Annotated in this window: 20 protein-coding genes and 2 riboswitches; of the genes, 10 read left to right on the forward strand and 10 right to left on the reverse strand. The window is 66.5% G+C overall.

Translation table 11 applies throughout. The annotated features are described in order from the left end of the window. Nucleotides 1–10: 10 nt before the first annotated feature. From CTP10_RS18555 to CTP10_RS18575, 5 genes are all read right to left on the reverse strand, one after another. A complete protein-coding gene (locus tag CTP10_RS18555) occupies nucleotides 11–1,012 on the reverse strand; it encodes a tripartite tricarboxylate transporter substrate binding protein (protein WP_116318824.1) in 1,002 nt (333 codons plus the stop codon). Nucleotides 1,013–1,078: 66 nt separating this feature from the next. Then, entirely contained in the window at nucleotides 1,079–2,137 is a 1,059-nt protein-coding gene (locus CTP10_RS18560) for a 3-keto-5-aminohexanoate cleavage protein (RefSeq protein ID WP_116318823.1), read from the reverse strand. Nucleotides 2,138–2,169: 32 nt separating this feature from the next. After that, on the reverse strand, nucleotides 2,170–3,015 hold the full coding sequence (locus CTP10_RS18565) for a TauD/TfdA dioxygenase family protein (protein WP_116318822.1): 846 nt from the start codon (nucleotides 3,013–3,015) through the stop codon (nucleotides 2,170–2,172). A 90-nt stretch (nucleotides 3,016–3,105) separates the two neighbouring features. Next, nucleotides 3,106–3,348 carry a DUF1214 domain-containing protein gene (locus CTP10_RS18570; protein ID WP_116318953.1) on the reverse strand — a complete coding sequence of 81 codons (243 nt, stop codon included), beginning with the start codon at nucleotides 3,346–3,348 and terminating at the stop codon, nucleotides 3,106–3,108. 30 nt (nucleotides 3,349–3,378) lie between these two features. Further along, on the reverse strand, nucleotides 3,379–3,594 hold the full coding sequence (locus CTP10_RS18575; RefSeq protein ID WP_116318821.1) for a DUF2188 domain-containing protein: 216 nt from the start codon (nucleotides 3,592–3,594) through the stop codon (nucleotides 3,379–3,381). A gap of 127 nt (nucleotides 3,595–3,721) precedes the next feature. On the opposite strand from CTP10_RS18575, the gene CTP10_RS18580 reads away from it, so the two are divergent. Then, the gene (locus CTP10_RS18580; protein WP_116318820.1) at nucleotides 3,722–4,159 is read left to right on the forward strand and encodes a MerR family transcriptional regulator; all 438 of its coding nucleotides are present in this window, start codon (nucleotides 3,722–3,724) and stop codon (nucleotides 4,157–4,159) included. Between the two features lie 140 nt (nucleotides 4,160–4,299). Here CTP10_RS18580 and mdeB read toward each other — a convergent pair whose 3' ends face one another. Beyond that, nucleotides 4,300–7,011, reverse strand: coding sequence for an alpha-ketoglutarate dehydrogenase (mdeB, locus tag CTP10_RS18585; RefSeq protein WP_116318819.1), 2,712 nt, complete (start codon nucleotides 7,009–7,011; stop codon nucleotides 4,300–4,302). A gap of 173 nt (nucleotides 7,012–7,184) precedes the next feature. Here mdeB and CTP10_RS18590 point away from each other — a divergent pair, with 173 nt between their 5' ends. Continuing rightward, nucleotides 7,185–7,703 (forward strand): Lrp/AsnC family transcriptional regulator, encoded by a 519-nt coding sequence (locus CTP10_RS18590; RefSeq protein WP_116318818.1) that lies wholly within the window; start codon nucleotides 7,185–7,187, stop codon nucleotides 7,701–7,703. Between the two features lie 8 nt (nucleotides 7,704–7,711). On the opposite strand, the gene CTP10_RS18595 is transcribed toward CTP10_RS18590, so the two are convergent. Continuing rightward, complete coding sequence (locus CTP10_RS18595) at nucleotides 7,712–8,635, reverse strand: LysR family transcriptional regulator (RefSeq protein ID WP_116318817.1); 924 nt, start codon at nucleotides 8,633–8,635, stop codon at nucleotides 7,712–7,714. Nucleotides 8,636–8,908: 273 nt separating this feature from the next. Here CTP10_RS18595 and CTP10_RS18600 point away from each other — a divergent pair, with 273 nt between their 5' ends. Genes CTP10_RS18600 through CTP10_RS18610 form a run of 3 tightly spaced genes read left to right on the forward strand, consistent with a single transcriptional unit; the run spans nucleotide 8,909 to nucleotide 10,995 of the window. Then, nucleotides 8,909–9,367 (forward strand): MaoC family dehydratase, encoded by a 459-nt coding sequence (locus tag CTP10_RS18600; RefSeq protein ID WP_116318816.1) that lies wholly within the window; start codon nucleotides 8,909–8,911, stop codon nucleotides 9,365–9,367. 38 nt (nucleotides 9,368–9,405) lie between these two features. Further along, a complete protein-coding gene (locus CTP10_RS18605; protein ID WP_116318815.1) occupies nucleotides 9,406–10,572 on the forward strand; it encodes a thiolase domain-containing protein in 1,167 nt (388 codons plus the stop codon). Nucleotides 10,573–10,596: 24 nt separating this feature from the next. Beyond that, nucleotides 10,597–10,995, forward strand: a complete 399-nt coding sequence (locus CTP10_RS18610) for a Zn-ribbon domain-containing OB-fold protein (RefSeq protein ID WP_116318814.1) — start codon at nucleotides 10,597–10,599, stop codon at nucleotides 10,993–10,995. 221 nt (nucleotides 10,996–11,216) lie between these two features. On the opposite strand, the gene CTP10_RS18615 is transcribed toward CTP10_RS18610, so the two are convergent. Further along, complete coding sequence (locus tag CTP10_RS18615; RefSeq protein WP_116318813.1) at nucleotides 11,217–12,482, reverse strand: D-amino acid dehydrogenase; 1,266 nt, start codon at nucleotides 12,480–12,482, stop codon at nucleotides 11,217–11,219. A gap of 54 nt (nucleotides 12,483–12,536) precedes the next feature. Continuing rightward, a riboswitch (glycine riboswitch) is annotated at nucleotides 12,537–12,665 on the reverse strand. Next, nucleotides 12,666–12,767, reverse strand: a riboswitch (glycine riboswitch). 253 nt (nucleotides 12,768–13,020) lie between these two features. Here CTP10_RS18615 and CTP10_RS18620 point away from each other — a divergent pair. From CTP10_RS18620 to CTP10_RS18630, 3 genes are read left to right on the forward strand one after another with little or no spacing between them, the layout of a single operon-like run. Then, entirely contained in the window at nucleotides 13,021–15,306 is a 2,286-nt protein-coding gene (locus CTP10_RS18620; protein ID WP_116318812.1) for a TonB-dependent receptor, read from the forward strand. A 5-nt stretch (nucleotides 15,307–15,311) separates the two neighbouring features. Beyond that, complete coding sequence (locus CTP10_RS18625) at nucleotides 15,312–16,562, forward strand: sialidase family protein (protein WP_442875235.1); 1,251 nt, start codon at nucleotides 15,312–15,314, stop codon at nucleotides 16,560–16,562. Further along, nucleotides 16,559–17,059 (forward strand): TlpA family protein disulfide reductase, encoded by a 501-nt coding sequence (locus CTP10_RS18630; protein WP_116318810.1) that lies wholly within the window; start codon nucleotides 16,559–16,561, stop codon nucleotides 17,057–17,059. Before CTP10_RS18625 ends, CTP10_RS18630 begins: the two co-directional genes overlap by 4 nt. Nucleotides 17,060–17,087: 28 nt before the next feature. On the opposite strand, the gene CTP10_RS18635 is transcribed toward CTP10_RS18630, so the two are convergent. Together CTP10_RS18635 and CTP10_RS18640 are read right to left on the reverse strand one after the other, a co-directional pair. Continuing rightward, nucleotides 17,088–17,534, reverse strand: a complete 447-nt coding sequence (locus tag CTP10_RS18635) for a DUF3597 domain-containing protein (RefSeq protein WP_116318809.1) — start codon at nucleotides 17,532–17,534, stop codon at nucleotides 17,088–17,090. 130 nt (nucleotides 17,535–17,664) lie between these two features. Then, nucleotides 17,665–18,606 carry a LysR family transcriptional regulator gene (locus CTP10_RS18640; protein WP_116318808.1) on the reverse strand — a complete coding sequence of 314 codons (942 nt, stop codon included), beginning with the start codon at nucleotides 18,604–18,606 and terminating at the stop codon, nucleotides 17,665–17,667. Nucleotides 18,607–18,738: 132 nt separating this feature from the next. On the opposite strand from CTP10_RS18640, the gene CTP10_RS18645 reads away from it, so the two are divergent. Further along, nucleotides 18,739–19,824, forward strand: coding sequence for a tartrate dehydrogenase (locus CTP10_RS18645; RefSeq protein ID WP_116318807.1), 1,086 nt, complete (start codon nucleotides 18,739–18,741; stop codon nucleotides 19,822–19,824). Between the two features lie 162 nt (nucleotides 19,825–19,986). Continuing rightward, nucleotides 19,987–21,351, forward strand: coding sequence for a dicarboxylate/amino acid:cation symporter (locus CTP10_RS18650; RefSeq protein WP_116318806.1), 1,365 nt, complete (start codon nucleotides 19,987–19,989; stop codon nucleotides 21,349–21,351). Nucleotides 21,352–21,358 lie beyond the last annotated feature (7 nt).

Here is a 21,358-nt window from a genome sequence, read left to right on the forward strand (position 1 = left end):
GTCTCCTGTGTCATTCCGGCTTGAACTGAATCGAGCGCAGCAGCTTGCCCTGGCGTTCGTAGGACTCGCGTACGTCTTTGGCCAGTTCTTCGGGCGTGGCCGCCGTGCCGGTCTCCATGCCCAGCTCTTCGAGCTTGCGCCGCAGCGTGGGCGATTGCATGGCAGCGAGCGTGGCCTCGCGCACCTTGGCGACTACCGCCGGCGGTACGCCTGGCGCCGCCCACAGCCCCATCCAGCCAACCTCGCTGAGGTCCGGATAGCCCAGTTCGGCAAAGGTGGGAACGTTCGGCAGCGCGGCGATCCGCCGCGGGAAGGCCACCGCATAGGCCCGCAGCTTGCCCGCCTTGATAAACGGCATGGACGTCGCCGGACCGTCGAACATCAGCGGAACCTGTCCTCCCATGATGTCCTGCAGGGCCGGGGGGGAGCCCTTGTAGCTCACCGCGCCGGTGTCGAGGCCGGCCAGCCGGTTGAACTGCACGCCGATGGTGTGGCCACGCAGGCCAATGCCGAAGTTCGCGATGTCGACCTTGCCCGGGTTCGCCTTGACGTACGTGACCAGCTCGGCGAGGTTCTTTGCGGGAAGGCCGGGATTGCCGACGAGGACCAGGCCCTGGCGCGTGAGCTGCACCAGCGGGACGATGTCCTTGAACGGGTCGTAGGACACCTTGATGGCTTGCGGCACCTCCGAGGCGATGCCCTTCTGGATCAGCAGCAAGGTATAGCCGTCGCGCGGCGCGGACAGCAGGCCCTGCACGGCGATGGTTCCCGCCGCGCCGGCCTTGTAGTCGACGATCACGGACTGCCCGAGCGGGCGTTGCAGCTCATGGGCAAAGAGCCGTGCGAGGATGTCCGCGGTGCCGCCGGGGGGCGCGCCCACGAGGATCCGCACCGGCTTGGTCGGCCAGTCAGTGGCCGGGGCGGCGCGCACGGCCTGGGCGGCAGGCAGCAGCGCGCCGAGGGCAAGCGTGAGCACAACCGCGCGGCGCGAGGTGTGGGGGAAGCGTTTCATGACTGTCTCCGTTTCTCTGTGTCCCCTCGGCCCTGTTGGCGGGCCGTGTCAGCGGGGGAGTGCGGCTTACTGGGTCTTGCGCAGGAAGCCCTGGGTACCGCCGTTGCGGTTGGGCGCGAAGCCGTTGGCCTGCAGCGACTCTTCCACCGTGTCGTAGAACACGCCGATCCGGCAGATCTCGCGTGCCTCCTTGGCGGTGGCGATGTCACGGCCCAGTTCGCGGGAGATGCGCACGAGTTGCTCGATCTGGTCCACGCTTCCCTGCTTCGCCGTGCGGCGCGGGTTCCACAGCACGTCCTCGGTGCCGCAGCGCACGTGCAAGCCCATCGCAATACCCATGGTATTGACCGGCAGCACATTGCGCACATTGCTCTCGACCGTCACCACGGCGCCGTCCGGCACCGCGCGCATGAAGTTGGCGAGGCTGTAGACGCTGGGCGTGTCCATGCCGCCGCCGATTGCTACCCAGTTTATGTTCAGCGGGCCCTTGTAGAAGCCGCGCCGCACCAGCCGCTCCACCGACTCCAGGCTGTTGATGTTGTAGCACTGGAATTCGCTCTGGATGCCGGCGGCAGTCAGGCGGCGCACGTGTTCCTCGACCCAGCCGGGATTGGCGGGCACCGTCATGTTCTTGTAGGCGTCGAAGAGCGCCATGTCTTCGCGCGAGGTGCCCTTGAAGTCAGCGTCTTCCGCATGATCGGTGACGTTCATCTGCGAGGTGTTGACCGTCACCGTGACCTGGTCCGGCGTGGGGTCCAGGTCGGCCAGCATGTGGCGGGTGTCGTCCGACAGCCACTTGGCGGCCTGCCCTTCATCCTCCGGCGCGAAGGAGATCGAGCCGCCCACCTGGATGATCATGTCGGGCACCGCGGCGCGCACGCCGGAAATCAGTTCGTTGAACTTGGACAGGCGCTTGGAGCCCTTGCCGTCCAGTTCCCGCACATGCAGGTGCAGCACGGTGGCGCCGGCGTTGTAGCAGTCCACGGCCTTCTGGATCTGTGCCTCCATGGTGACCGGAATGTCTTCGGGGAAATCGGAAGGCTGCCAGCCGGGGGCATAGGGTGCGGCCGTGATGATCAGCGGCTGCTGGTTTTCGGGAAAGAGGTGGCCATCGAGGAAGTTCATGGGGAGTCTCCGGTTCGGAAGGCGGCTTCGGTTCAGTAGGGGATGTCGCCGACGATGGCTGCGCGCTCCATCTTGCGCGGCGCGGGAAAGTAGTCGTTGAGCGCGTAGTGCTGCGTGCAGCGGTTGTCCCACACGGCGATATCGCCCTGCTGCCATGACCAGCGCACCTGGTATTCGGGAATGGTGGCGCGGCTGATCAGGTAGCTGAGCAGCAGGGCCGCGCCGGGCGCCTTGTCGATGCCGTGACGCACGTTGGCCGGTGTGGCGTAGTTGGTGAAGTAGGTGGAGAAGCCTGCACCGACGAACAGCACCTTTTCCCCGGTTTCCGGATGCGTGCGCACGACCGGATGCTCTACCGGCGGATGGTCCTGCGCCAGCTTGGCGCGCGCCTCGGGCGTCATGACCGCACCGAAGCTCTGCTCGATACTGGCGCGGGCGCGCAGGCCATCGACCTTCGCCTTGATGTCGTCCGGCAGTTCCTCGTAGGCCTTCACCATGTTGACCCAGATGGTGTCGCCGCCAATCTCGGGACATTCGATGCAGCGCAGTACCGCGCCCATGGCCGGGTTCGGGCGCCAGAGGCCGTCGCAATGGTAGTTGTTCTCGTAGCTGTGCGGGTTGTCGCTGCGGTAGACCCGCACCAGGCCCGGATGGTCGGGGTCGCTGCCGACTACGGGATGGTCTTCCAGCTTGCCGAAGGCGCTGGCGAAGGCCACGTGCTCGGCACGCGTGATGTCCTGCTTGCGGAAGAAGAGTACGCGGTGCCTGAGCAGCGCTGCCTTGATGTCGGCGAAGAGCGCCGGGTCGCGCGCCGCGTCGCCGAGATGGATGCCCTTGATTTCGGCGCCGATGGCGGGGGTGATCTGCCTGATCTCCATTTCCAGTCTCCTGCAGTTTGGTGGATCTGCGCGCAGGTCCTTGCCTGCTTGGGAATGGAGTATCGGCGGATCGAAGGGTGCTCGCTTGCTTTACTGGGACATTCGTTTGTCAATTTGGGACATGTGGCGCGCACTCGCCTGTGCTGCGCTCCGCAAGGCGCCGGGGGCAGCCCATTGCCGCCAGGAATGAACGAGGAGGGTCGTCAGCGACCAGAATGCATTCGCCGGAGGAAGGGATTTCTTGTCGAAATGCAGGACGTATCTGCGGGCGCCGTCCAGCGGCTTGCCGCCGCTGTCAACGCGTGCCGCCGGATAAATCGCATCGGCCGGCAGGTGGTATGGCGATCAACACACGGGGCTGGATCACGAGCGTTGCGTATCGCCGCACGCGCTGCGCAAGTGCACCTCCCCGTCATGGCGATGGATGTGCAATTCAGCGTTCTGTCGCATCGCCAGATTCCAGCCCGCGGCAATTGCCGCTTCCATGGTCGAATATTTTTGGGGCTTGATATCGAGGCCGCTGAATTCCAACGCCCAACCGACTTCCGCGGGTAGAACGCGAATGATCCGCGATTGCATACTGACCTTTCAAGAGTTACCGCTGCGTATGGCGGCCGCTGTCGTTCTGCGGTCGAAATGCAATCCTCCTTCCCTAAAGTGCGGTTTAGGCATAGCCTAGGTCCGTACCATGGTACGGAGTCAAGGGATGGAGCAAACACTGACGATCGGGAAGCTGGCCAAGGCGGCCGGGGTCGGCGTGGAGACGGTACGCTACTACCATCGGTGCGGGCTGCTGCCGGTGCCGGAGCGCGCCTTTGGCACGATTCGCCATTACTCGGAACAGAGCCTGCAGCGGCTCCATTTCATCCGCCAGGCCCAGTCGCTAGGGTTCACGCTGGAAGAAGTCCGGGTACTGCTCCATCAGAACCATGGCAAGTGCAACACGGCCCGCGTGCTGGCCGAGCAAAAGCTTGGTCTGGTGGAGGAAAGGCTGAAGGAGTTGCGACGAATGCGAGCGGAACTGAAGAACCTGATCGGGCAATGCCGCGCCAATGGCACGGAGAGTTGTTGTCCCTTGATCGACACGTTGTCGACGAACACCAGGCCAGAAAACGCGCGTGTCGCGCCATTGCGGCATCAGTGACCGGGGGGCGGGCTTTGTCGACGCAGCCAGGCGCGCGCCGCCGGCATTCGACAGCGCGATCCCGGGGGCCGGTCGCCAATATCAGGGGCAGTGAGCTGGCGCTGGCAATGGCAGCGTAGCGCCAGCGGGCATGCGGCGCGTCAGACCTGCCACGCCGCGGCCTTGTCTCCCGACTTGCCGTAGCGCTCGCGCGCCGCGCGCACGACATCGGGAGACAACTTGCCGTCATCCGCCAGCGCCCGCAGCGCCGCCACCACCACGGAATGCCGGTCCACCTCGAAGAACGCGCGCAATGCCTGGCGCGTATCGCTGCGCCCGAAGCCGTCGGTGCCCAGCGTCACGTAGCGCGCCGGCACGCATGCGCGGATCAGCTCTGGCACCGCGCGCACATAGTCGGTGGCGGCGATCACCGGGCCGTTTGACCCGACCAGCAGCGTTTCGACATACGAGCGGGCATGCTCTTCGTTCAAGCGGTTGCTGCGTTCCACGGCGATCGCGTCGCGCTGCAGCTCGGTAAAGCTGGTCACGCTCCACACCTGCGCCACCACGCCCCAGTCGTCTTCAAGCAGGCGCGCGGCGGCGATCACCTCGGGCAGGATGGCGCCCGCGCCAAGCAGGTTGACCTGGCTGGCATCGCGCCGGTCCGGCGTGAGCGAATACATGCCCTTCAGGATGCCGTCGCGCACGGCATCGGCCGCCTGCGGCATGGACGGCTGCGCATAGTTCTCGTTGCCGACGGTGATGTAGTAGAAGACGTCGCGCTGCTGCTCGCCCATCTCGCGCATGCCGTGCTCCACGATCGCCGCCACTTCATAGGCAAAGGCGGGATCCCACGCGCGGCAGTTGGGGATGGTCGACGCCGCCAGGTGGCTGGTGCCGTCCTGGTGCTGCAGCCCCTCGCCGCCGAGCGTGGTCTTGCCCGAGGTGGCGCCGATCAGGAAGCCACGGGCGCGCTGGTCGGCAGCGGCCCAGATCAGGTCGCCGATGCGCTGGAAGCCGAACATCGAGTAGTAGATGTAGAACGGCAGCATCGGCAGGTCGTGCACGCTGTACGCGGTGGCCGCGGCGATCCATGACGAGATCGCGCCGGCTTCGGAGATGCCTTCTTCCAGGATCTGCCCGCCGGTGGATTCGCGGTAGTACAGCATCGAACCCAGGTCTTCCGGCTCATAGCGCTGGCCCAGCGGCGAATAGATGCCGACCTGCCGGAACAGGTTGGCCATGCCGAAGGTGCGCGCCTCGTCAGCGACCACCGGCACGATGCGCGGCCCGAGCGCGGCGTCCTTGAGCAGGCTGCCGAGCATGCGCACCACGGCCATGGTGGTCGACATCTCCTTGCCGTCCGCGGCCAGCGCGAAGCCGGCCCACTGGCCGGACGGCGGCACCGTGAGCGCAGTCGTGGCGGCCTGCCGGCGCCGCGGCAGGTAGCCGCCGAGCGCGGCCCGGCGCGCGTGCAGGTAGCGCATCTCCGGGCTGTCGTCGGCGGGTTTGTAGAAGCGCAGGTTGGCGACGTCGTCGTCCGACAGCGGCAGCTGGAAGCGGTCGCGGAAGGCCTTCAGGTCCTCCAGTTCCAGCTTTTTCTGCTGGTGCGTCGTCATGCGCCCCTGGCCTGCCGTGCCCATGCCAAAACCCTTCATGGTCTTCGCCAGGATCACGGTCGGCTGGCCGCGGTGGCCCATGGCGCGCGCGTAGGCGGCGTGCAGCTTGCGCAGGTCATGGCCGCCGCGGCGCAGGCGGTCGATATCGTCGTTGCTCAGGTGCGCGGCGAGTGCGGCGAGCTCGGGGTTCTGCTGGAAGAAGTGCTCGCGGTTATAGGCACCGTCGTTGGCCGAGAAGGTCTGGAACTGGCCGTCGACGGTCTGCGCGAAGGCACGCACCAGCGCGCCGGAGCGGTCGCGGGCGAACAGCTCATCCCAGTCCGAGCCCCACAGCACCTTGATCACGTTCCAGCCGGCGCCGGCGAACAGCGCTTCGAGTTCATCGACGATGCGGCCGTTGCCGCGCACCGGGCCGTCGAGCCGCTGCAGGTTGCAGTTGATGACGAACACCAGGTTGTCGAGCTGCTCGCGCGCGGCCAGCGACAATGCCCCGATCGACTCGGGCTCGTCCATTTCGCCGTCGCCGAAGAAGCCCCAGACCTTGCGCGAGGACACCGGCTGCAGGCCGCGGTTCTGCAGGTAGCGCATGAAGCGCGCCTGGTAGATCGAATTGATGGGGCCGATCCCCATCGACCCGGTCGGGAACTGCCAGAAGTCTGGCATCAGCCAGGGATGCGGGTAGGAGCACAGGCCCGGGCCGTCGATCTCGCGCCGGTAGTGCTGCAGGTGCGTTTCGTCGAGGAACCCTTCCAGGTAGGCGCGGGCATAGACGCCAGGCGCCGAGTGCGGCTGGAAATAGACCAGGTCCCCACCTTGCGCGTCACCCTGTGCGCCGTCAGCGCGGAAGAAGTGGTTGAAACCGACTTCGAACAGATCCGCCGCCGAGGCATAGCTGGCGATATGGCCGCCCAGTTCGCCATAGGCGCGGTTGGCGCGCACCACCATGGCCAGCGCGTTCCAGCGCAGCGCGGCGCCCAGCCGGGCTTCGATTTCCAGGTCGCCGGGGTAGGGCGGTTGTGCCTGCACCGGGATCGTATTCACATAGGCGCCCGGGCCGGCGGCGGGCGGCGGCAAGCCCTGCGCCGCGGCGTGCGCGGCCAGGCGCTGCAGCAGGAAGCTGGCGCGCGTGCTGCCGGCGTGGGCCAGCACGCCTTCGAGCGCGTCCAGCCATTCGCGCGTTTCCTGGGGATCGCTGTCCTCGTTGGCCGAGGGCAGCGCAAGCATCGATTGCACACCGTTTGCCAGGTTAGTCATGGCACCGCTCCTGTCCGTCTTCCATGTCTGTGGTGGCAGGCCAGGGAAATGCCCGCCGATGCCAACAAGATTACCCCTTGAGCCGCAGAGAATGTGTCTGAATTACCTTGCGTGAACGGGCTGTCGCAGTATAAAAATTCTCCAGAACCGCATGAATCCGGAATTGTTACGTCATGAACGAAACGTCACTCAGGCTCGATCGCATCGATATCGCCATCCTCAACCAGCTGCAGCAGAACGCCCGCATCACCAATGCGGAGCTGGCGCGCGCCGTGAACCTGTCGCCGACGCCCTGCTTCAACCGCGTCAAGGCGCTGGAGAAAATGGGACTGATCAAGCAGCAGGTCACGCTGCTGAATGCCGAGGCGCTGGGCCTGCGCATCAACGTCTTTATCCAGGTCAGCCTGGAAAAGCAGGTGGAAGACGCGCTGCGCCGCTTCGAGGCGGCCATCGACAAGCGACCCGAGGTGATGGAGTGCTACCTGATGACCGGCGACGCTGACTACCTGCTGCGCGTGGTCGTGCCCAGCATGCAGAGCCTGGAGCGCTTTATCCTGGAGCAGCTGACCAAGATCCCGGGCGTGTCCAATATCCGGTCGAGCTTCGCGCTGAAGCAGGTGCGGTACCGGACGGCGCTGCCGCTGCCGGCGGGGGGATTGACGTTGAGCGTGGCGGAAGAAGAGGGCGAGTAGCCTGCAGGCTAGCGCGCGTCACGCCCCTCGTCCGCGCCATCCACCGCGAACTCCGACAACGCCACCTCACGGAAATGCCGTACCACCGGGCTGTCGTGCGCCGGCAGCCAGGTGAGGGCGAGTCCGATGCTGGCGCCATCCGGGTAGCCGGCCAGGTCGCGGATCACCATGCGGTCGTTGGCGAAGCGCTGCATGATCGACGGCACCAGCGCCACGCCCAGCCCGCTTTCCACCAGCGCCAGCACGGTCTGTACCTGCGTGGCCTCTTGCGTGACGCGCGGCTGGAAGCCCGCCATCTGGCATGCCGACAGCGCGGCGCTGCGCAGGCCGGAGGCTTCGCCCTGCTCGTACATGACAAAGCGCTCCTGCGCCAGGTCGGCCAGCGTCAGTGACGGCTTGCCCGCCAGCGGATGGCTGCGCGGCAGGGCGGCGACAAAGCGGTCGCGCTCCAGCAGCGCCAGCGCAGTGTTGCCCGGCGTCAGCAACGGCGTGCGCACCAGGCCCACGTCCAGGGCCTCGTCCTCCAGCCACTGCATGATGCGGGTCGAGGTGGCTTCGCGCAGCACCAGCTCGACGCCGGGGTATTCATTGCGAAAGCGCGTCACCAGCCGCGGCAGCAGGTGCGACGTAGTGGTGCCGACAAAGCCGACGCGCAAGGTGCCGGCCATGCCACTGCTGGCCGACTGCACCAGTTCGCTGAACTGGCCGGCATGGAACAGGATGCGCCGGGCCTCGGCCAGCGCGGCGCGGCCGGTCTCGGTCAGCGTGACGCCGCGCGGCTCGCGCACGAACAGGGTGGCGTCGAGTTCCGACTCGAGCTTCTGGATCGAGACTGTCAGCGCGGGCTGGGCGATATGCAGGCGTTCTGCCGCGCGGCGGAAATTAAGGGTCTCGGCCAGCACGACGAAGTGCCGGATGCGGCGCAGTTCCATGGGGTCAGCGGGGGTGCGGGAGCCACATCTTAGTGCGCCCCGCGCCCGCCGGGCAACCGCGCGCGCCGGGGGGGTCGATAAACGCTGCTTATCGATCGCGCGGGAAACGATATTGGACGCTGCTTCGGCGGCGTCGCTACACTCAATCGCAAGCCGCGCTATGGCAGCAAGATCGGCAGCAAGATTCGGCAGCAAGAACGAAACGGAGACAGCCGCCCGCTTGGGTCGATCGCGCCGATCGCATCCAGCGAGACCCGGACCGACAGGAGCCTCATGCACAGCATTGCATCGCTCGACGACCTGCGTGCGCTTTGCGCCGCGCCGGCCGTGGTGAGCGAGTATTTCCCCATCGGGCAGGGCGCCATCGATACCTTTGCCGAGCTGACCCATGACCGGCAGTGGATCTACGTGGACCCCGAGCGCGCCGCGGCGGATTCGCCGTACGGCTGCACGGTTGCGCACGCCTTCCTGATCCTGTCGATGGTGTCGGCGGCGTTCGGGCAGTGCTTTGCCTTCCCGGGCCGCAAGCTGGCGCTGAACTATGGCTTCGACCGGCTGCGCTTCACCGGCCCGGTGCCGGCCGGCGCGCGCGTGCGCGGCGCGTTCACGCTGCAGCAGCTCGACGATGTCCGCCCCGGCGAAGTGCGCTGTCACTGGAAAGTAGAGATGCAGGTCGAAGGCAGCGAGCGGCCGGCCATGGTGGCGATCTGGCTGGTGCAGATGCGCTTCTGAATTTACCCAATATCAATCCCAAGCAAGACGAGACTCCCATGAGCATCAAAGGCAAGGCATATATCGTCGGGGCCTACGAGCACCCGACCCGCAAGGCGCCGGACAAGTCGGTGGCGCAGCTGCACGCGGAATCCGCGCGCGGCGCGCTGGCCGATGCCGGCCTGTCGCTGTCGGACGTGGACGGCTATTTCTGCGCCGGCGATGCGCCGGGGCTGGGCGCCACCAACATGATCGACTACCTCGGCCTGAAGGTGCGCCATGTGGATTCCACCGACACCGGTGGTTCTGCTTACCTGGTGCATGTCTCGCACGCGGCGCAGGCCATTGCAGCCGGCAAATGCAATGTGGCGCTGATCACGCTGGCCGGCCGGCCGCGCTCGGAAGGCTCGACCGGCACGCAGGCGCGCAACTGGGGCGCCAACCTGCCGGACGCGCCGTTCGAGGCGCCGTTCAATCCCGTCACCGTCAACTTGTACGCGATGGTCGCGATGCGCCATATGTACGAGTACGGCACCACGCCCGAGCAACTGGCATGGGTCAAGGTGGCGGCGTCGCACCACGCGCAGTACAACCCGCATGCGATGCTGCGCGATGTCGTGACGGTGGAGGACGTGCTGAACTCGCCGATGATCGCCGACCCGCTGCACAAGCTCGACTGCTGCGTGGTGTCGGACGGCGGCGGCGCGCTGATCGTGGCGCGGCCCGAGATCGCGGCGACGCTCAAGCGTCCGAAGGTGAAGATCGTCGGCGCCGGCGAATACGTCAAGGGCCAGCTGGGCGGCGAGGTCGACCTGAGCTGGTCGGGTGCGAAGTTCTCCGGCGCGGCCGCATTCGCGGAAGCCGGCGTGACCCCGGCCGACATCAAGTACGCCTCGATCTACGACAGCTTCACCATCACCGTGCTGATGCAGCTGGAAGACCTGGGCTTCTGCAAGAAGGGCGAGGGCGGCAAGTTCGTGGCCGACGGCAACCTGATCTCGGGCGTCGGCAAGCTGCCGTTCAATACCGATGGCGGCGGCCTGTGCAACAACCACCCGGCCAACCGCGGCGGCATCACCAAGGTGATCGAGGCGGTGCGCCAGTTGCGCGGCGAAGCGCATCCGGCGGTGCAGGTGAAGAACTGCGACCTGGCGCTGGCGCAAGGCACCGGCGGCTACCTGGGCTCGCGCCACGGCAGCGCCACCCTGATCCTCGAGCGCGAATAATGAACGATCGCCGGAGCAACTGACATGACGACCCCACACACTCCCATGGCCTACAAGGCCCCGGACGAACAGCCCGACAACGTCGAGTTCTGGCAGGCCGCGCGCGAAGGCCGCCTGCTGGTCAAGCACTGCCAGTCGTGCGGCAAGACGCACTGGTATCCGCGCACGCTGTGCCCGTTCTGCATGGGCGATACGGTCTGGAAGACCGCCAGCGGCCGTGGCACCATCTACTCGTACAGCGTCACGCGCAAGGCTGGCCCGCAGCCGTTCTGCATTGCCTATGTGAAGCTCGACGAGGGCGTGACCATGATGACCCATATCGTCGATTGCGATCTCGATGAGGTCCGCATCGGGCAGAAGGTGAAGGTCAAGTTCGCGCCCAGCGTGGACGGCGCGCCAGTGCCGGTGTTTGCGCCGGCCTGAGTAGTTCACGGCGGGCGGTGGCGCTTCACTCCGTGAAGGCTTACGCCCTCTCCCCCACCCCTCTCCCGCAGGCGAGGGGAGCGTATGCGGAGGGTAGTAGCAAGCTCGAACGCCTTCGCCCGCGATGGTTTTCTCCCTCTCCCGGCCCCTCTCCCGCTCGCGGGAGAGGGGCTGGGGGAGAGGGCCGGCGCTGGCAATAGCGACGCGCTTAACACGCGATCTCAAGCCTTGGCAATTGCCAGCGAACCCACGCCCGGCATCTTCGGCTCAAGCAGCGCCTGCGCCACCACCCCGGCCACCATATCCGCCGTCACCGCTGACAACGTCCAGCCAAGGTGCCCGTGCCCGGTGTTGTAGAAGATGCAGCGCGCCCGCCCGCGGCCCACGCGCGGCAGCATGTCGGGCAGCATCGGCCGCAGCCCCGCCCATGGCACCACGCTGCGCGTGCTGACGCCCGGGAAGCACTGCTGCACCCATTCCACCAGCGGCCGGATGCGGTCGGCGCGGATGTCGCGGTTGAAGCCGTTGAACTCAGCGGTGCCGGCCACGCGGAAGCGGTCGTCGCCGAGGCGGCTGGTGACCAGCTTGGTCTCGTCGTCGAGCAGGCTGACGGTTGGCGCCGCGGCGCGGCTGGCGGCGTCGTCCAGGTTGACGGTGATGGAATAGCCCTTGACCGGATAGATGTTGACGCGGTCGCCCAGCCCGGCGGCCAGCGCGCGGCTCACGGTACCGGCGCAGATCACCGCGCCATCGAAGGTCGAGGTGGTGCTTTCCGCGCCTTCCTGAACCGTGACGCGGGCGCTGCGGCCATCGGTGGTGACATTGCGCACGTCCTCGCCGTAGCGGCAGCGCACGCCCATGCGTTCGATGGCGGCGGCCAGGCCGCTGGTGAACTTGTGGATATCGCCGGTCGAATCGCTTTCGGTGAAATAACCGCCGTAGTACGTGCCGGCCAGCGTCGGCTCGATCGCGCGCATTTCCGCCGGCGTCACCGCCCGGCGCTCCAGCCCGCCCTGTGCCAGCAGCGCCGAGACGCGGCCCGCATGCTCGAAACCGGCCTTGTCGCGGTAGATATGCAGGATGCCTTCGCGCTTGTGGTCAAAGTCGATGCCTTCCTGCGCCGCCCACGCGAACAGGTGCTCGCGCGCCGCGATGGCCAGGCGCGCGGTCTCGATGGTGTTGCGTCGGTAGTGCGGGATCGAGGCAATGAACCCGGCGAACCAGCTCAGCTTGTGCCAGTTCGGGCGCGGGTTCACCAGCAGCGGCGCATCGCTGCGCAGCATCCACTTCAGGCCCTTGATGATGGTGGACCAGTGCGTCCAGACCTCGGCGTTGGAGGCGGACAGCTGTCCGCCGTTGGCGAACGAGGTTTCCATCGCGGCGTAGCGGTGCCGCTCGAACAGGGTGACGGAGAATCCGCGCCGGGCGAGCGCGTAGGCCGTGGTGACACCGGTGATGCCACCGCCGATGACGGCGATTGTCTTCATGATCTGGCAGTCCAGAAACGTCGGGATTGGAGCCCGTACGCGACATGCGTAGCGGACGCCCCCTCTGTTCCTGACCTGAGAGATTCACGACAGTCACCGGGGTGCCGGTAGTACCGGTGGCGAGGGCCGCTTGCTCCTTCGGTATGCCGGCTGACGATGGCGGCATTCTTCAGAGTGCTGTGACGCGTGATACCGGTCCTTTTGCCTGAGAGTTTCCGGGGCGGTTGCTCCTTCGGCGCTGTCCGCGGCGGCTGCCGCCGGATCAGTCTCTCCCAGCATCACGTTGGCGCGAACGCCAATCCGGGCAAATCTAGAGACAAAGGCCGCATGTGGGTATGCGGGTAAACGCGTATAGAACTTGATGCCCCCGCATGGGCGGTCGAGTCACTTCCGTTCTGGCGCGGCGCTATGTCGCACTGCGGCAATCCATCCCGCCACCTAGAATGTCAGCACTCGCTACGCGGAGGAAGTGCGCCGTACCACGAGCCGGATACGGCGCACCGGTCGGGCGAGCCAGAAGAACAGAAAAGGTATTTCAGTGACAAGAAATCGGATTGCGCTGGCCGCTTCGGCCGCGCTGATGGGCCCCGGCATCGCCGGCGCGCAGGCGGATGGACCCGTCAGCGCGCCGCAACCGTTGCAGGAAGTCGTGGTCTCGGCCAGGACCGAGCGCGGCGAAACGCCCGCCACGCCGCCCAATACGCCATCGCCCGCCTACGGCATCAGCGCCGCGCGCATGGCGGACTTCAACGTCGTCAACACCGAAGACGCGCTCAAGTACGCGCCCAACCTCGCCGTGCGCAAGCGCTTCATCGGCGATATGAATTCGATCATCTCGGTGCGCAGCACCAGCTCGCGCCAGTCGGCGCGCGGGCTGGTCTATGCCGACGGCCTGCTGCTGTCCAACCTGCTGGGCTCCGATTTCACCTTCCCGCCGCGCTGGTCGCTGGTCAATGCCGCCGAGATCGAGCGCGTAGACGTGCTGTATGGCCCGTATTCGGCGCTGTACCCCGGCAACTCGCTGGGCGCGACCGTGCTGATCAGCACGCGCACGCCGGAGAAGTTCGAAGGCGATGCCAGCGTGCAGCTGTTCACGCAGCGCTTCAACCTGTATGGCACGCACGACAATTTCAACGGCGTGCACGCCAACGCCTACGTAGGCGACCGCGTCGGACCGTTTTCGTGGCTGGTCAGCGTCGATCGGCAGGACAGCAAGAGCCAGCCGCTGAGCTTCTATACCGCGGCGCGTTCGAACGTGCGCGCCAGCTCGGCCGACAAGCCGGTCACCGGCGCCTATTTCGACCAGGACCAGACCGGCGCCGATCGCACCGTGATGGGCGTCAACAGCGAGGGCGTCACGCATACCGTGCAGGACCAGCTCAAGGTCAAGCTCGGCTACGACATCACCAATACGTTGCAGGCGCAGTTTACTGCCGCCTACTGGCAGCAGGACCGCTCCAGCACCACCGCCAGCTACCTGCGCGATGCCAACGGCAACGTGGTGTCGAGCGGCCCGGTCAATATCGGCGGCTTCCGCTACGTGATCCCCGCCAACGCGTTTGCGCCGAGCAACGGCGAAGACGCGCGCTGGCTGTATGGCCTGTCGCTGCGCACGCGCAACGAGACCGGGTGGAACTTCTCCGGCGTGGCGTCATTGTTCGACGTCAGCAAGGACATCAGCCGCACCGCCAGTACTGCGGGCAATGGCCCGGGCACGGTGACCTATGGCGACGGCACCGGCTGGCGCACGCTCGACCTGAAGGCCGACTACCGCCCGCAGCAGCTCAAGGGCGGCCACTGGGTCACCTTCGGCTACCACTACGACAACTACCGGCTCAGCAACACCACCTACAACACCTCGGACTGGCAGGCAGGCACCATCTCCGCCTTCAACAACGCCTTTGCCGGCAAGACCGAGACGCAGGCGCTGTATGCGCAGGACGCGTGGTACTTCGCCGAGGACTGGAAGCTGATCCCGGGCGTGCGCTGGGAACACTGGCGCGCCTATGACGGCAGCCGCAGCCAGCCGGGCGTGAATGTCGCATACCCGGTGCGCAGCGAGTCCAACTGGTCGCCCAAGCTGGCGCTGGAAAAAGCCATCGGCCAGGACTGGCTGGGCCGGCTGTCGCTCGGCCAGGCCTACCGCTACCCGACCGTCGCCGAGCTGTTCCAGGGCCGTATCACCGGCACCTCGCTGATCAACAACGATCCCAACCTGAAGCCGGAACGCTCGTTCTCGAAGGACCTGACCTTCGAGCGCACGGTCGACCGTTCGTACTTCCGCGTGTCGGTGTACGAGGACGACATCCGCGATGCGCTGGTCAGCCAGACCAACACCACGGTGTTCCCCACGGTCACCAGCTTCCAGAACGTGGATCGCGTGCGCACGCGCGGCATCGAACTGGCCTACGACGGGCGCGACGTGCTGTTCAGTGGCTTCGACCTGTCGGCCAGCGGCGCGTACAACCACTCCAAGACGCTGGAGAACGCCAACAACCCGGCATCGGTGGGCAAGTATTTCTATCGCATCCCGCAGTGGCGCGCGAACCTGGTCGGCACTTACCGCTTCACGCCGGCATGGGCGGGCACGCTGGCAATGACCTATTCGGGGCGGCAGTACAATACGCTCGACAACAGCGACGTCAATCCCGACACCTTCGGCGGCACCAGCAGTTTCCTGACCTTCGACGTCAAGGTGACGTACAAGCCCGCCAAGAACGTGCGTCTCGGGCTTGGCATCGACAACCTGACCGACCAGCGTTATTTCGTCTACCACCCGTACCCGGGCCGGACGTTCTACGCCGAGGCCAAGCTTTCCTTCTGAGTGCCGTGACCAGCCCGACCCCGACCCTGCCCATGCAGCGCCTGCACCGCAGCTTCCGATTCCTTGCCGCCGGCGTGATCGCCTGCATGGCGTTCGCCGCGATGGCGCAGTCTCATGGCGGCCACGCCGGCCACGGTGCGCAAAGCCCGGCGCCGAAGGCAATGAGCGAACTTGGCACCGGCGCCGCCTTCGATCGCGATGGCCGCCTGTGGATCGCCTACAAGGACGGCCAGCACGTGGCGGTGCGCGCGTCGACCGACCGGGGCCGCAGCTTCGGGCCGGCGCAGCACGTCAACAGCGTGCCCGAGCCGGTCGCGGCCGACCATGACAGCCGGCCCAAGGTAGCAGCGGGGCGCGACGGCGAGATCTATATCACCTGGACCCAGCCGCTGCCCAAGCCGTGGACCGGCTTTATCCGCTTCGCGCGCTCCACCGACGGCGGCAAGACGTTTGCCGCGCCAGTGACGGTGCATGCCAACCGCGACCAGATCGCGCACCGCTTCGACGCGGTCGCGGTGGACCCGGCCGGCCGCGTCTTCGTCAGCTGGATCGACAAGCGCGACGTGGTCGCCGCCGAGGCGCGCAAGCAGCCCTATGCCGGCGCCGCGATCTACTACGCGGTCTCGGCCGACCAGGGCAAGAGCTTCCAGGGCGACTACAAGATCGCCGACCAGTCTTGCGAATGCTGCCGCATCGCGCTGGCGCCGACGCCGGACGGCAAGATGCTGGCGCTGTGGCGCCATGTGTTCCCGCCCAACGCGCGCGACCACGCGGTGGCGCTGCTGGGCGCCGACGGCACGCCCACGCCGATGCAGCGCGCTACCTTCGATGACTGGCGCATCGACGCCTGCCCGCACCAGGGCCCGGGCGCCGCGGTGACGCCGGACGGCACGCTGCATATGGTGTGGTTCAACGTGAAGGCAGGCAAGCCGACGGTATCGGTCGGCCGCTTCAAGGACGGCAAGCTGCAGGCGCAGCGTCCGCTGGATGACCCGCGCGCGCAGCATGCCGATATCGTCGCGCTCGACGACCAGCAGATCGTGGTGGCATGGAAATCGTTCGACGGCCGGCAGACGCGGTTGTCGGCGATGCTGTCGCAGGACGGCGGCAAGACCTGGCAGACGCGGCAAGTCGCCGGCACCGCACGCGATTCGGACCAGCCGCACCTGCTTCAGCACGGTGGCCGCGCCTACGTGCTTTGGCGCACCGAGGCCGAAGGCTTCCAGGTCTTTCCGCTGGCGCAGGAGGGCGCATGACGTTCCATCGCAAACTCGTCGCCGCGCTGGCGGGCGCGGCGCTCGCGCTCGGCGTCGCCGGCATGTCGCAGGCCGCTGAGCGCGTATCGGTCTTTGAATCCGCCAGCGCGGCGCAGCTCGGTGCCAGCCAGCAGGGCAAGCCCTTCGTGCTGGTGGTGTGGTCGCTCGACTGCGTCTACTGCAAGCGCAATTTCGAAGCCATCGGCAAGCTGCAGGCCAGGCATCGCGGCCTGCGCGTGGTCACGCTGGCCATGGACCGGCCCGACGCGCTGCCGCAGGTGCAGCAGCTGCTCAAGCGCGTCAACCTGACGCGCAACGCGTGGATGTTCGGCAACGAGCCGCAGGAACGGCTGCGCTACGCGGTCGATCCCGACTGGATGGGCGAGATGCCGCGCACTTATTTCTATCGCGCCGACGGCCAGCGGCAGGGCGTGTCCGGCGTGATCAGTGACGCCGACTGGGACAAGCACCTGCGCTGGGCCGGCATCGGCGGCTGAGCCAGCCGCCGACCCTTCTCGCGGATTCCTACGATAAATCCGCCGGCAGCTTGCCGCCGTTGGCGGCAAGCTCCTGCATCAGCCGCTTGTGCAGCCAGATGTTCATCGCGGCGGAGTCGTTCGTGTCGCCGCTGTAGTGCAGCTCGCGCGCCAGTTCCTTGCGGTGCTCCAGGCTGCTGTCGATGCCCAGCGCCTTCATCGTATCGACGATGGACGTGCGCCAGTTCAGCGTCTGCCCGCTCTCCTTGACCAGGTTGTCCATGATCGATTCGACGTCCACGCCGGACAGTGGCGCGGGTTTGGCAGCGGTCTGGCCAGCGCTGGCCGCGGGTGCGGCTCCGCCTGCGGGAGACGGGCTTGCCGGCGAGGGTGCCGCGCCCGCGGAGGTTGGCGTACCGGTGGCGGTGCCAGAGGTCGTGGCAGCAGGCTTGGCTCTGCCCAGCAGCTTGTTGAGGATGTCCTTGAAAATGCTCATGGTGGCCTCCTGTCGGTTTGGATAACGGTACGTGGGAGAACAGCGCCATGCAGGAAACGCACCAGCTACGCAGGCCTTGATTCCGGCACGCCACGCTCTGCCGGGTTGTAAATGCTGCATGCAGCGACAGTCATGGCGGCACGTTCCCACGCTCCCCGAACTCACTGAATTTCGCGGCCATGAACTCCACGAACAGCCGGATCCGCGACGACAGCTGGTGCCGCTGGTGATAGACCGCGTAGATGTCGGCCTCCGGCGTGGCGTACTGCGGCAGCACCTGAACCAGCCGGCCGCTGCGCAAGAAGCGTTCGATATCCCATTCCGCCCGCATCAGGATGCCGTGGCCTTCCAGCGCCCAGTTAACGGCGATCTCGCCATCGTTGGTGGTCAGGTTGCCGCGCACGCGCACGGTTTCGGTACGCGCCTTGGCGCCCTTGCCGGCGGTCAGGCGCCATACGCCGTAGGCGTCGCTGCCTTGCCGGATGCCGATGCAGTTGTGCCGGCGCAGGTCGGCTGGCGTGTTGGGGATGCCATGGTCGCGCAGGTACTTGGGCGACGCGCATAGCAAGCGCCGGTTGGGTGCCAGCTTGCGCGCCACGATGCGTGCATCGGGCGGCTGGCCGAAGCGGATGCAGACGTCGAAGGCGTCTTCATTCAGCGGCGGCGGGTCGGCCGACAGCTGCAGCTGCACGTCGACTTCCGGATAGGCCGCGACGTACTCGGAAATCACCGGCGCCACATGCATGCGGCCGAACCCCAGCGTGGCATTGACGCGCAGCAAGCCGCTGGGCCTGCCCTTGGAGCGCGTCAGCAGCTGGTCCAGGTCTTCGATCTCGCTCAGGATGCGGCGCGCGTGCTCCAGGTAGACCTCGCCCTCGGGGGTCAGGCTCATGCGCCGGGTGGTGCGCGTCACCAGCGGCATGCCGATGCGCGCCTCCATCTGCGCCAGCCGCTTGCTGACCGCCGCGGTTGTGATGCCAAGGTCGCGCGCGGCCGCGCTCAGGCTGCCGGCCGTGGCCACCGACGTGAAAAAGCCCAGTTCTGACGGCTGGACGCCTGCGGACGATGCCATGGCACCTTTAATTTCAAGTTAAGAATGGTTTAACTCTACAAGCGATCCAAAACCTTGTCCACGGCCCAGAATCCGTTCCACGCAATCGCGCAACCCGATAGACACCCACGGATTCTGACCAGGAGACAAGACATGAAGACCTACCGCATCGCGACCATCCCCGGAGACGGCATTGGCAAGGAAGTGGTACCCGCAGGCCGCCAGGTGATGGAAGCGCTGGCCGCCGCCGGCACCGATTTCCGCTTCGAGTTCGAAGACTTTGACTGGGGCGGCGACTACTACCGCCAGCACGGCGTGATGATGCCCGCCGACGGCCTGGACGCGCTGCGCGACAAGGATGCGATCCTGTTCGGCTCGGCCGGCGACCCGCATATCCCCGATCACATCACGCTGTGGGGCCTGCGCCTGAAGATCTGCCAGGGCTTCGACCAGTACGCCAACGTGCGCCCGACCCGCATCCTGCCGGGCATCGACGCGCCGCTCAAGCGCTGCGCGCCGGAAGACCTGAACTGGGTGATCGTGCGCGAGAACTCCGAAGGCGAATACTCGGGCGTGGGCGGCCGCGTGCACCAGGGCCATCCGATCGAGGCGGCCACCGATGTCAGCATGATGACCCGCGTCGGCGTCGAACGCATCCTGCGCTTCGCCTTCAAGCTGGCGCAATCGCGTCCGCGCAAGCAGCTGACGGTGATCACCAAGTCCAACGCACAGCGCCACGCCATGGTGATGTGGGACGAGGTCGCGGTGCAGGTGGCCAAGGAATTCCCGGACGTTACCTGGGACAAGGAACTGGTCGATGCCGCCACCGCGCGCATGGTCAACCGCCCGAAGTCGCTCGACACCATCGTCGCCACCAACCTGCACGCCGACATCCTCAGCGACCTGGCCGCGGCGCTGGCCGGCAGCCTGGGCATCGCCCCGACCGGCAACATCGACCCGGAACGCCGCTATCCGTCGATGTTCGAGCCGATCCATGGTTCGGCCTTCGACATCATGGGCAAGGGCCTGGCCAACCCGGTCGGCACGTTCTGGTCGGTGGTCATGCTGCTGGAGCACCTGGGCGAGCACGCCGCGGCGCAACGCGTGATGCAGGCGGTCGAGGCTGTTACCGCCAATCCCGCGCTGCATACCGGCGATCTGGGTGGCAAGGCCACCACCGCACAGGTGACGCAAGCCGTGTGCGAACTGCTGTCCGGCAAGCAAGCCAAGGCAGCCTGAGCGGACGCACCGCGGCACGAAGCGCCCGGCCTGAGCCGGGCCAGATCCAGCGGGCTTCCTTGCCCGCACCAACTCCCGGGCCTGACAAGCAGCCACCCAGAGCTGCCCCGGGAGTGCTTTGCCTGACAAAACAGCGAATCACCGAATCAGCAGGAGACAGCCATGATTCAGAAGCTCCTAGGCAAGCTCTACGTCCAGGTATTGCTAGGCGTCAGCGCCGGCATTGCGCTGGGCGTGTGGGCGCCCGACATCGGCAGCGACCTCAAGCCGCTTGGTGACGTGTTCATCAAGCTCATCAAGATGGTGTTCGCGCCGATCATCTTCGCGACCGTGGTGCTCGGCATCGCGCGCATGGAGAACATGAAGGAGCTCGGGCGCGTCGGCGTGCGGGCCCTGATCTATTTTGAAGTGCTGTCGACCTTCGCGCTGGCGCTGGGGCTGCTGGTCGTCAACCTGGTCCAGCCGGGGCAGGGGATGAACGTCGATCCCGCGCACCTGGACACCAAGGCCATCGCCAGCTACACGCATGCTGCAGAGAAGCCGCACTCGTTCATCGATTTCCTGATGAACCTGGTGCCCACCAGCATCATCGATGCGCTCGCCAAGAACGACATCCTACAGATCCTGGTGTTCGCCACGCTGTTCGGCATCGCGCTGTCGCATATCGGCGCGCGCGCCAAGCCGGTGGTGGACTTCCTGGATTCCTTTACGCACGGCATCTTCACGGTGGTCGGCATGATCATGCGCCTGGCGCCGATTGCCGCGTTCGGCGCGATGGCCTTTACCGTGGGCAAGTACGGGCTGGGCTCGGTGGTGTCGCTGGGCAAGCTGATGGGCACCATGTACATCACGTGCTTCCTGTTCGTGGTGATCGTGCTGGGCGGGGTAGCCAGGGTCTCGGGCTTCAGCCTGTGGAAGTTCCTGAAATACATCCGCGACGAGCTGTTCACGGTGCTCGGCACGAGTTCGTCGGAATCGGTGGTGCCGCAGCTGATGCGCAAGCTGGAAAACGCCGGCGTATCCAAGCCCGTGGTTGGCCTGGTGGTGCCGTCCGGCCTGACCTTCAACCCCGATGGCCAGTGCATCTACTACACCATGGCCGCGATCTTCGTGGCGCAGGCGACCAACACGCCGCTGACCATGACCGACCAGCTGGTGGTGCTGGGCGTGCTGCTGTTGACCTCCAAGGGCTCGGCGGGCGTGACCGGTTCGGGCTTTATCACGCTGGCGGCGACGCTGGCCTCGATGGGCAAGATCCCGGTGGCCGGCATGGTGCTGCTGCTCGGCGTGGACCGCTTCATGTCGGAAGCGCGCGCCATCACCAATACCATCGGCAATGCGGTCGGCACGCTTGCCATCGCCCGCTGGGTCGGCGCGGTCGACCGGCAGCAGCTGGCAGATGCGCTGGACGGCAAGCTCGATGACGACGCCGAGGCGCAAGTTGCCACGGCAGCAGCCACGGACGGCGCGCCCGCTGCGTCGAGCCTGGCCCGCGTTGGCGACGCGCACGCTTCGCTGATGCACTGAGGGGCGC

It is taken from the genome of Cupriavidus sp. P-10 (assembly GCF_003402535.2).
Lineage (GTDB): Bacteria > Pseudomonadota > Gammaproteobacteria > Burkholderiales > Burkholderiaceae > Cupriavidus.

Excerpts from the sequence above, each read along its gene's own strand:
- CTP10_RS18555 (WP_116318824.1), bottom strand. The coding sequence starts at position 1,012 with ATGAAACGCTTCCCCCACACCTCGCGCCGCGCGGTTGTGCTCACGCTT.
- CTP10_RS18560 (WP_116318823.1), bottom strand. The coding sequence starts at position 2,137 with ATGAACTTCCTCGATGGCCACCTCTTTCCCGAAAACCAGCAGCCGCTG.
- CTP10_RS18565 (WP_116318822.1), bottom strand. The coding sequence starts at position 3,015 with ATGGAGATCAGGCAGATCACCCCCGCCATCGGCGCCGAAATCAAGGGC.
- CTP10_RS18575 (WP_116318821.1), bottom strand. The coding sequence starts at position 3,594 with ATGCAATCGCGGATCATTCGCGTTCTACCCGCGGAAGTCGGTTGGGCG.
- CTP10_RS18580 (WP_116318820.1), top strand. The coding sequence starts at position 3,722 with ATGGAGCAAACACTGACGATCGGGAAGCTGGCCAAGGCGGCCGGGGTC.
- mdeB (WP_116318819.1), bottom strand. The coding sequence starts at position 7,011 with ATGACTAACCTGGCAAACGGTGTGCAATCGATGCTTGCGCTGCCCTCG.
- CTP10_RS18590 (WP_116318818.1), top strand. The coding sequence starts at position 7,185 with ATGAACGAAACGTCACTCAGGCTCGATCGCATCGATATCGCCATCCTC.
- CTP10_RS18595 (WP_116318817.1), bottom strand. The coding sequence starts at position 8,635 with ATGGAACTGCGCCGCATCCGGCACTTCGTCGTGCTGGCCGAGACCCTT.
- CTP10_RS18600 (WP_116318816.1), top strand. The coding sequence starts at position 8,909 with ATGCACAGCATTGCATCGCTCGACGACCTGCGTGCGCTTTGCGCCGCG.
- CTP10_RS18605 (WP_116318815.1), top strand. The coding sequence starts at position 9,406 with ATGAGCATCAAAGGCAAGGCATATATCGTCGGGGCCTACGAGCACCCG.
- CTP10_RS18610 (WP_116318814.1), top strand. The coding sequence starts at position 10,597 with ATGACGACCCCACACACTCCCATGGCCTACAAGGCCCCGGACGAACAG.
- CTP10_RS18615 (WP_116318813.1), bottom strand. The coding sequence starts at position 12,482 with ATGAAGACAATCGCCGTCATCGGCGGTGGCATCACCGGTGTCACCACG.
- CTP10_RS18630 (WP_116318810.1), top strand. The coding sequence starts at position 16,559 with ATGACGTTCCATCGCAAACTCGTCGCCGCGCTGGCGGGCGCGGCGCTC.
- CTP10_RS18635 (WP_116318809.1), bottom strand. The coding sequence starts at position 17,534 with ATGAGCATTTTCAAGGACATCCTCAACAAGCTGCTGGGCAGAGCCAAG.
- CTP10_RS18640 (WP_116318808.1), bottom strand. The coding sequence starts at position 18,606 with ATGGCATCGTCCGCAGGCGTCCAGCCGTCAGAACTGGGCTTTTTCACG.
- CTP10_RS18645 (WP_116318807.1), top strand. The coding sequence starts at position 18,739 with ATGAAGACCTACCGCATCGCGACCATCCCCGGAGACGGCATTGGCAAG.
- CTP10_RS18650 (WP_116318806.1), top strand. The coding sequence starts at position 19,987 with ATGATTCAGAAGCTCCTAGGCAAGCTCTACGTCCAGGTATTGCTAGGC.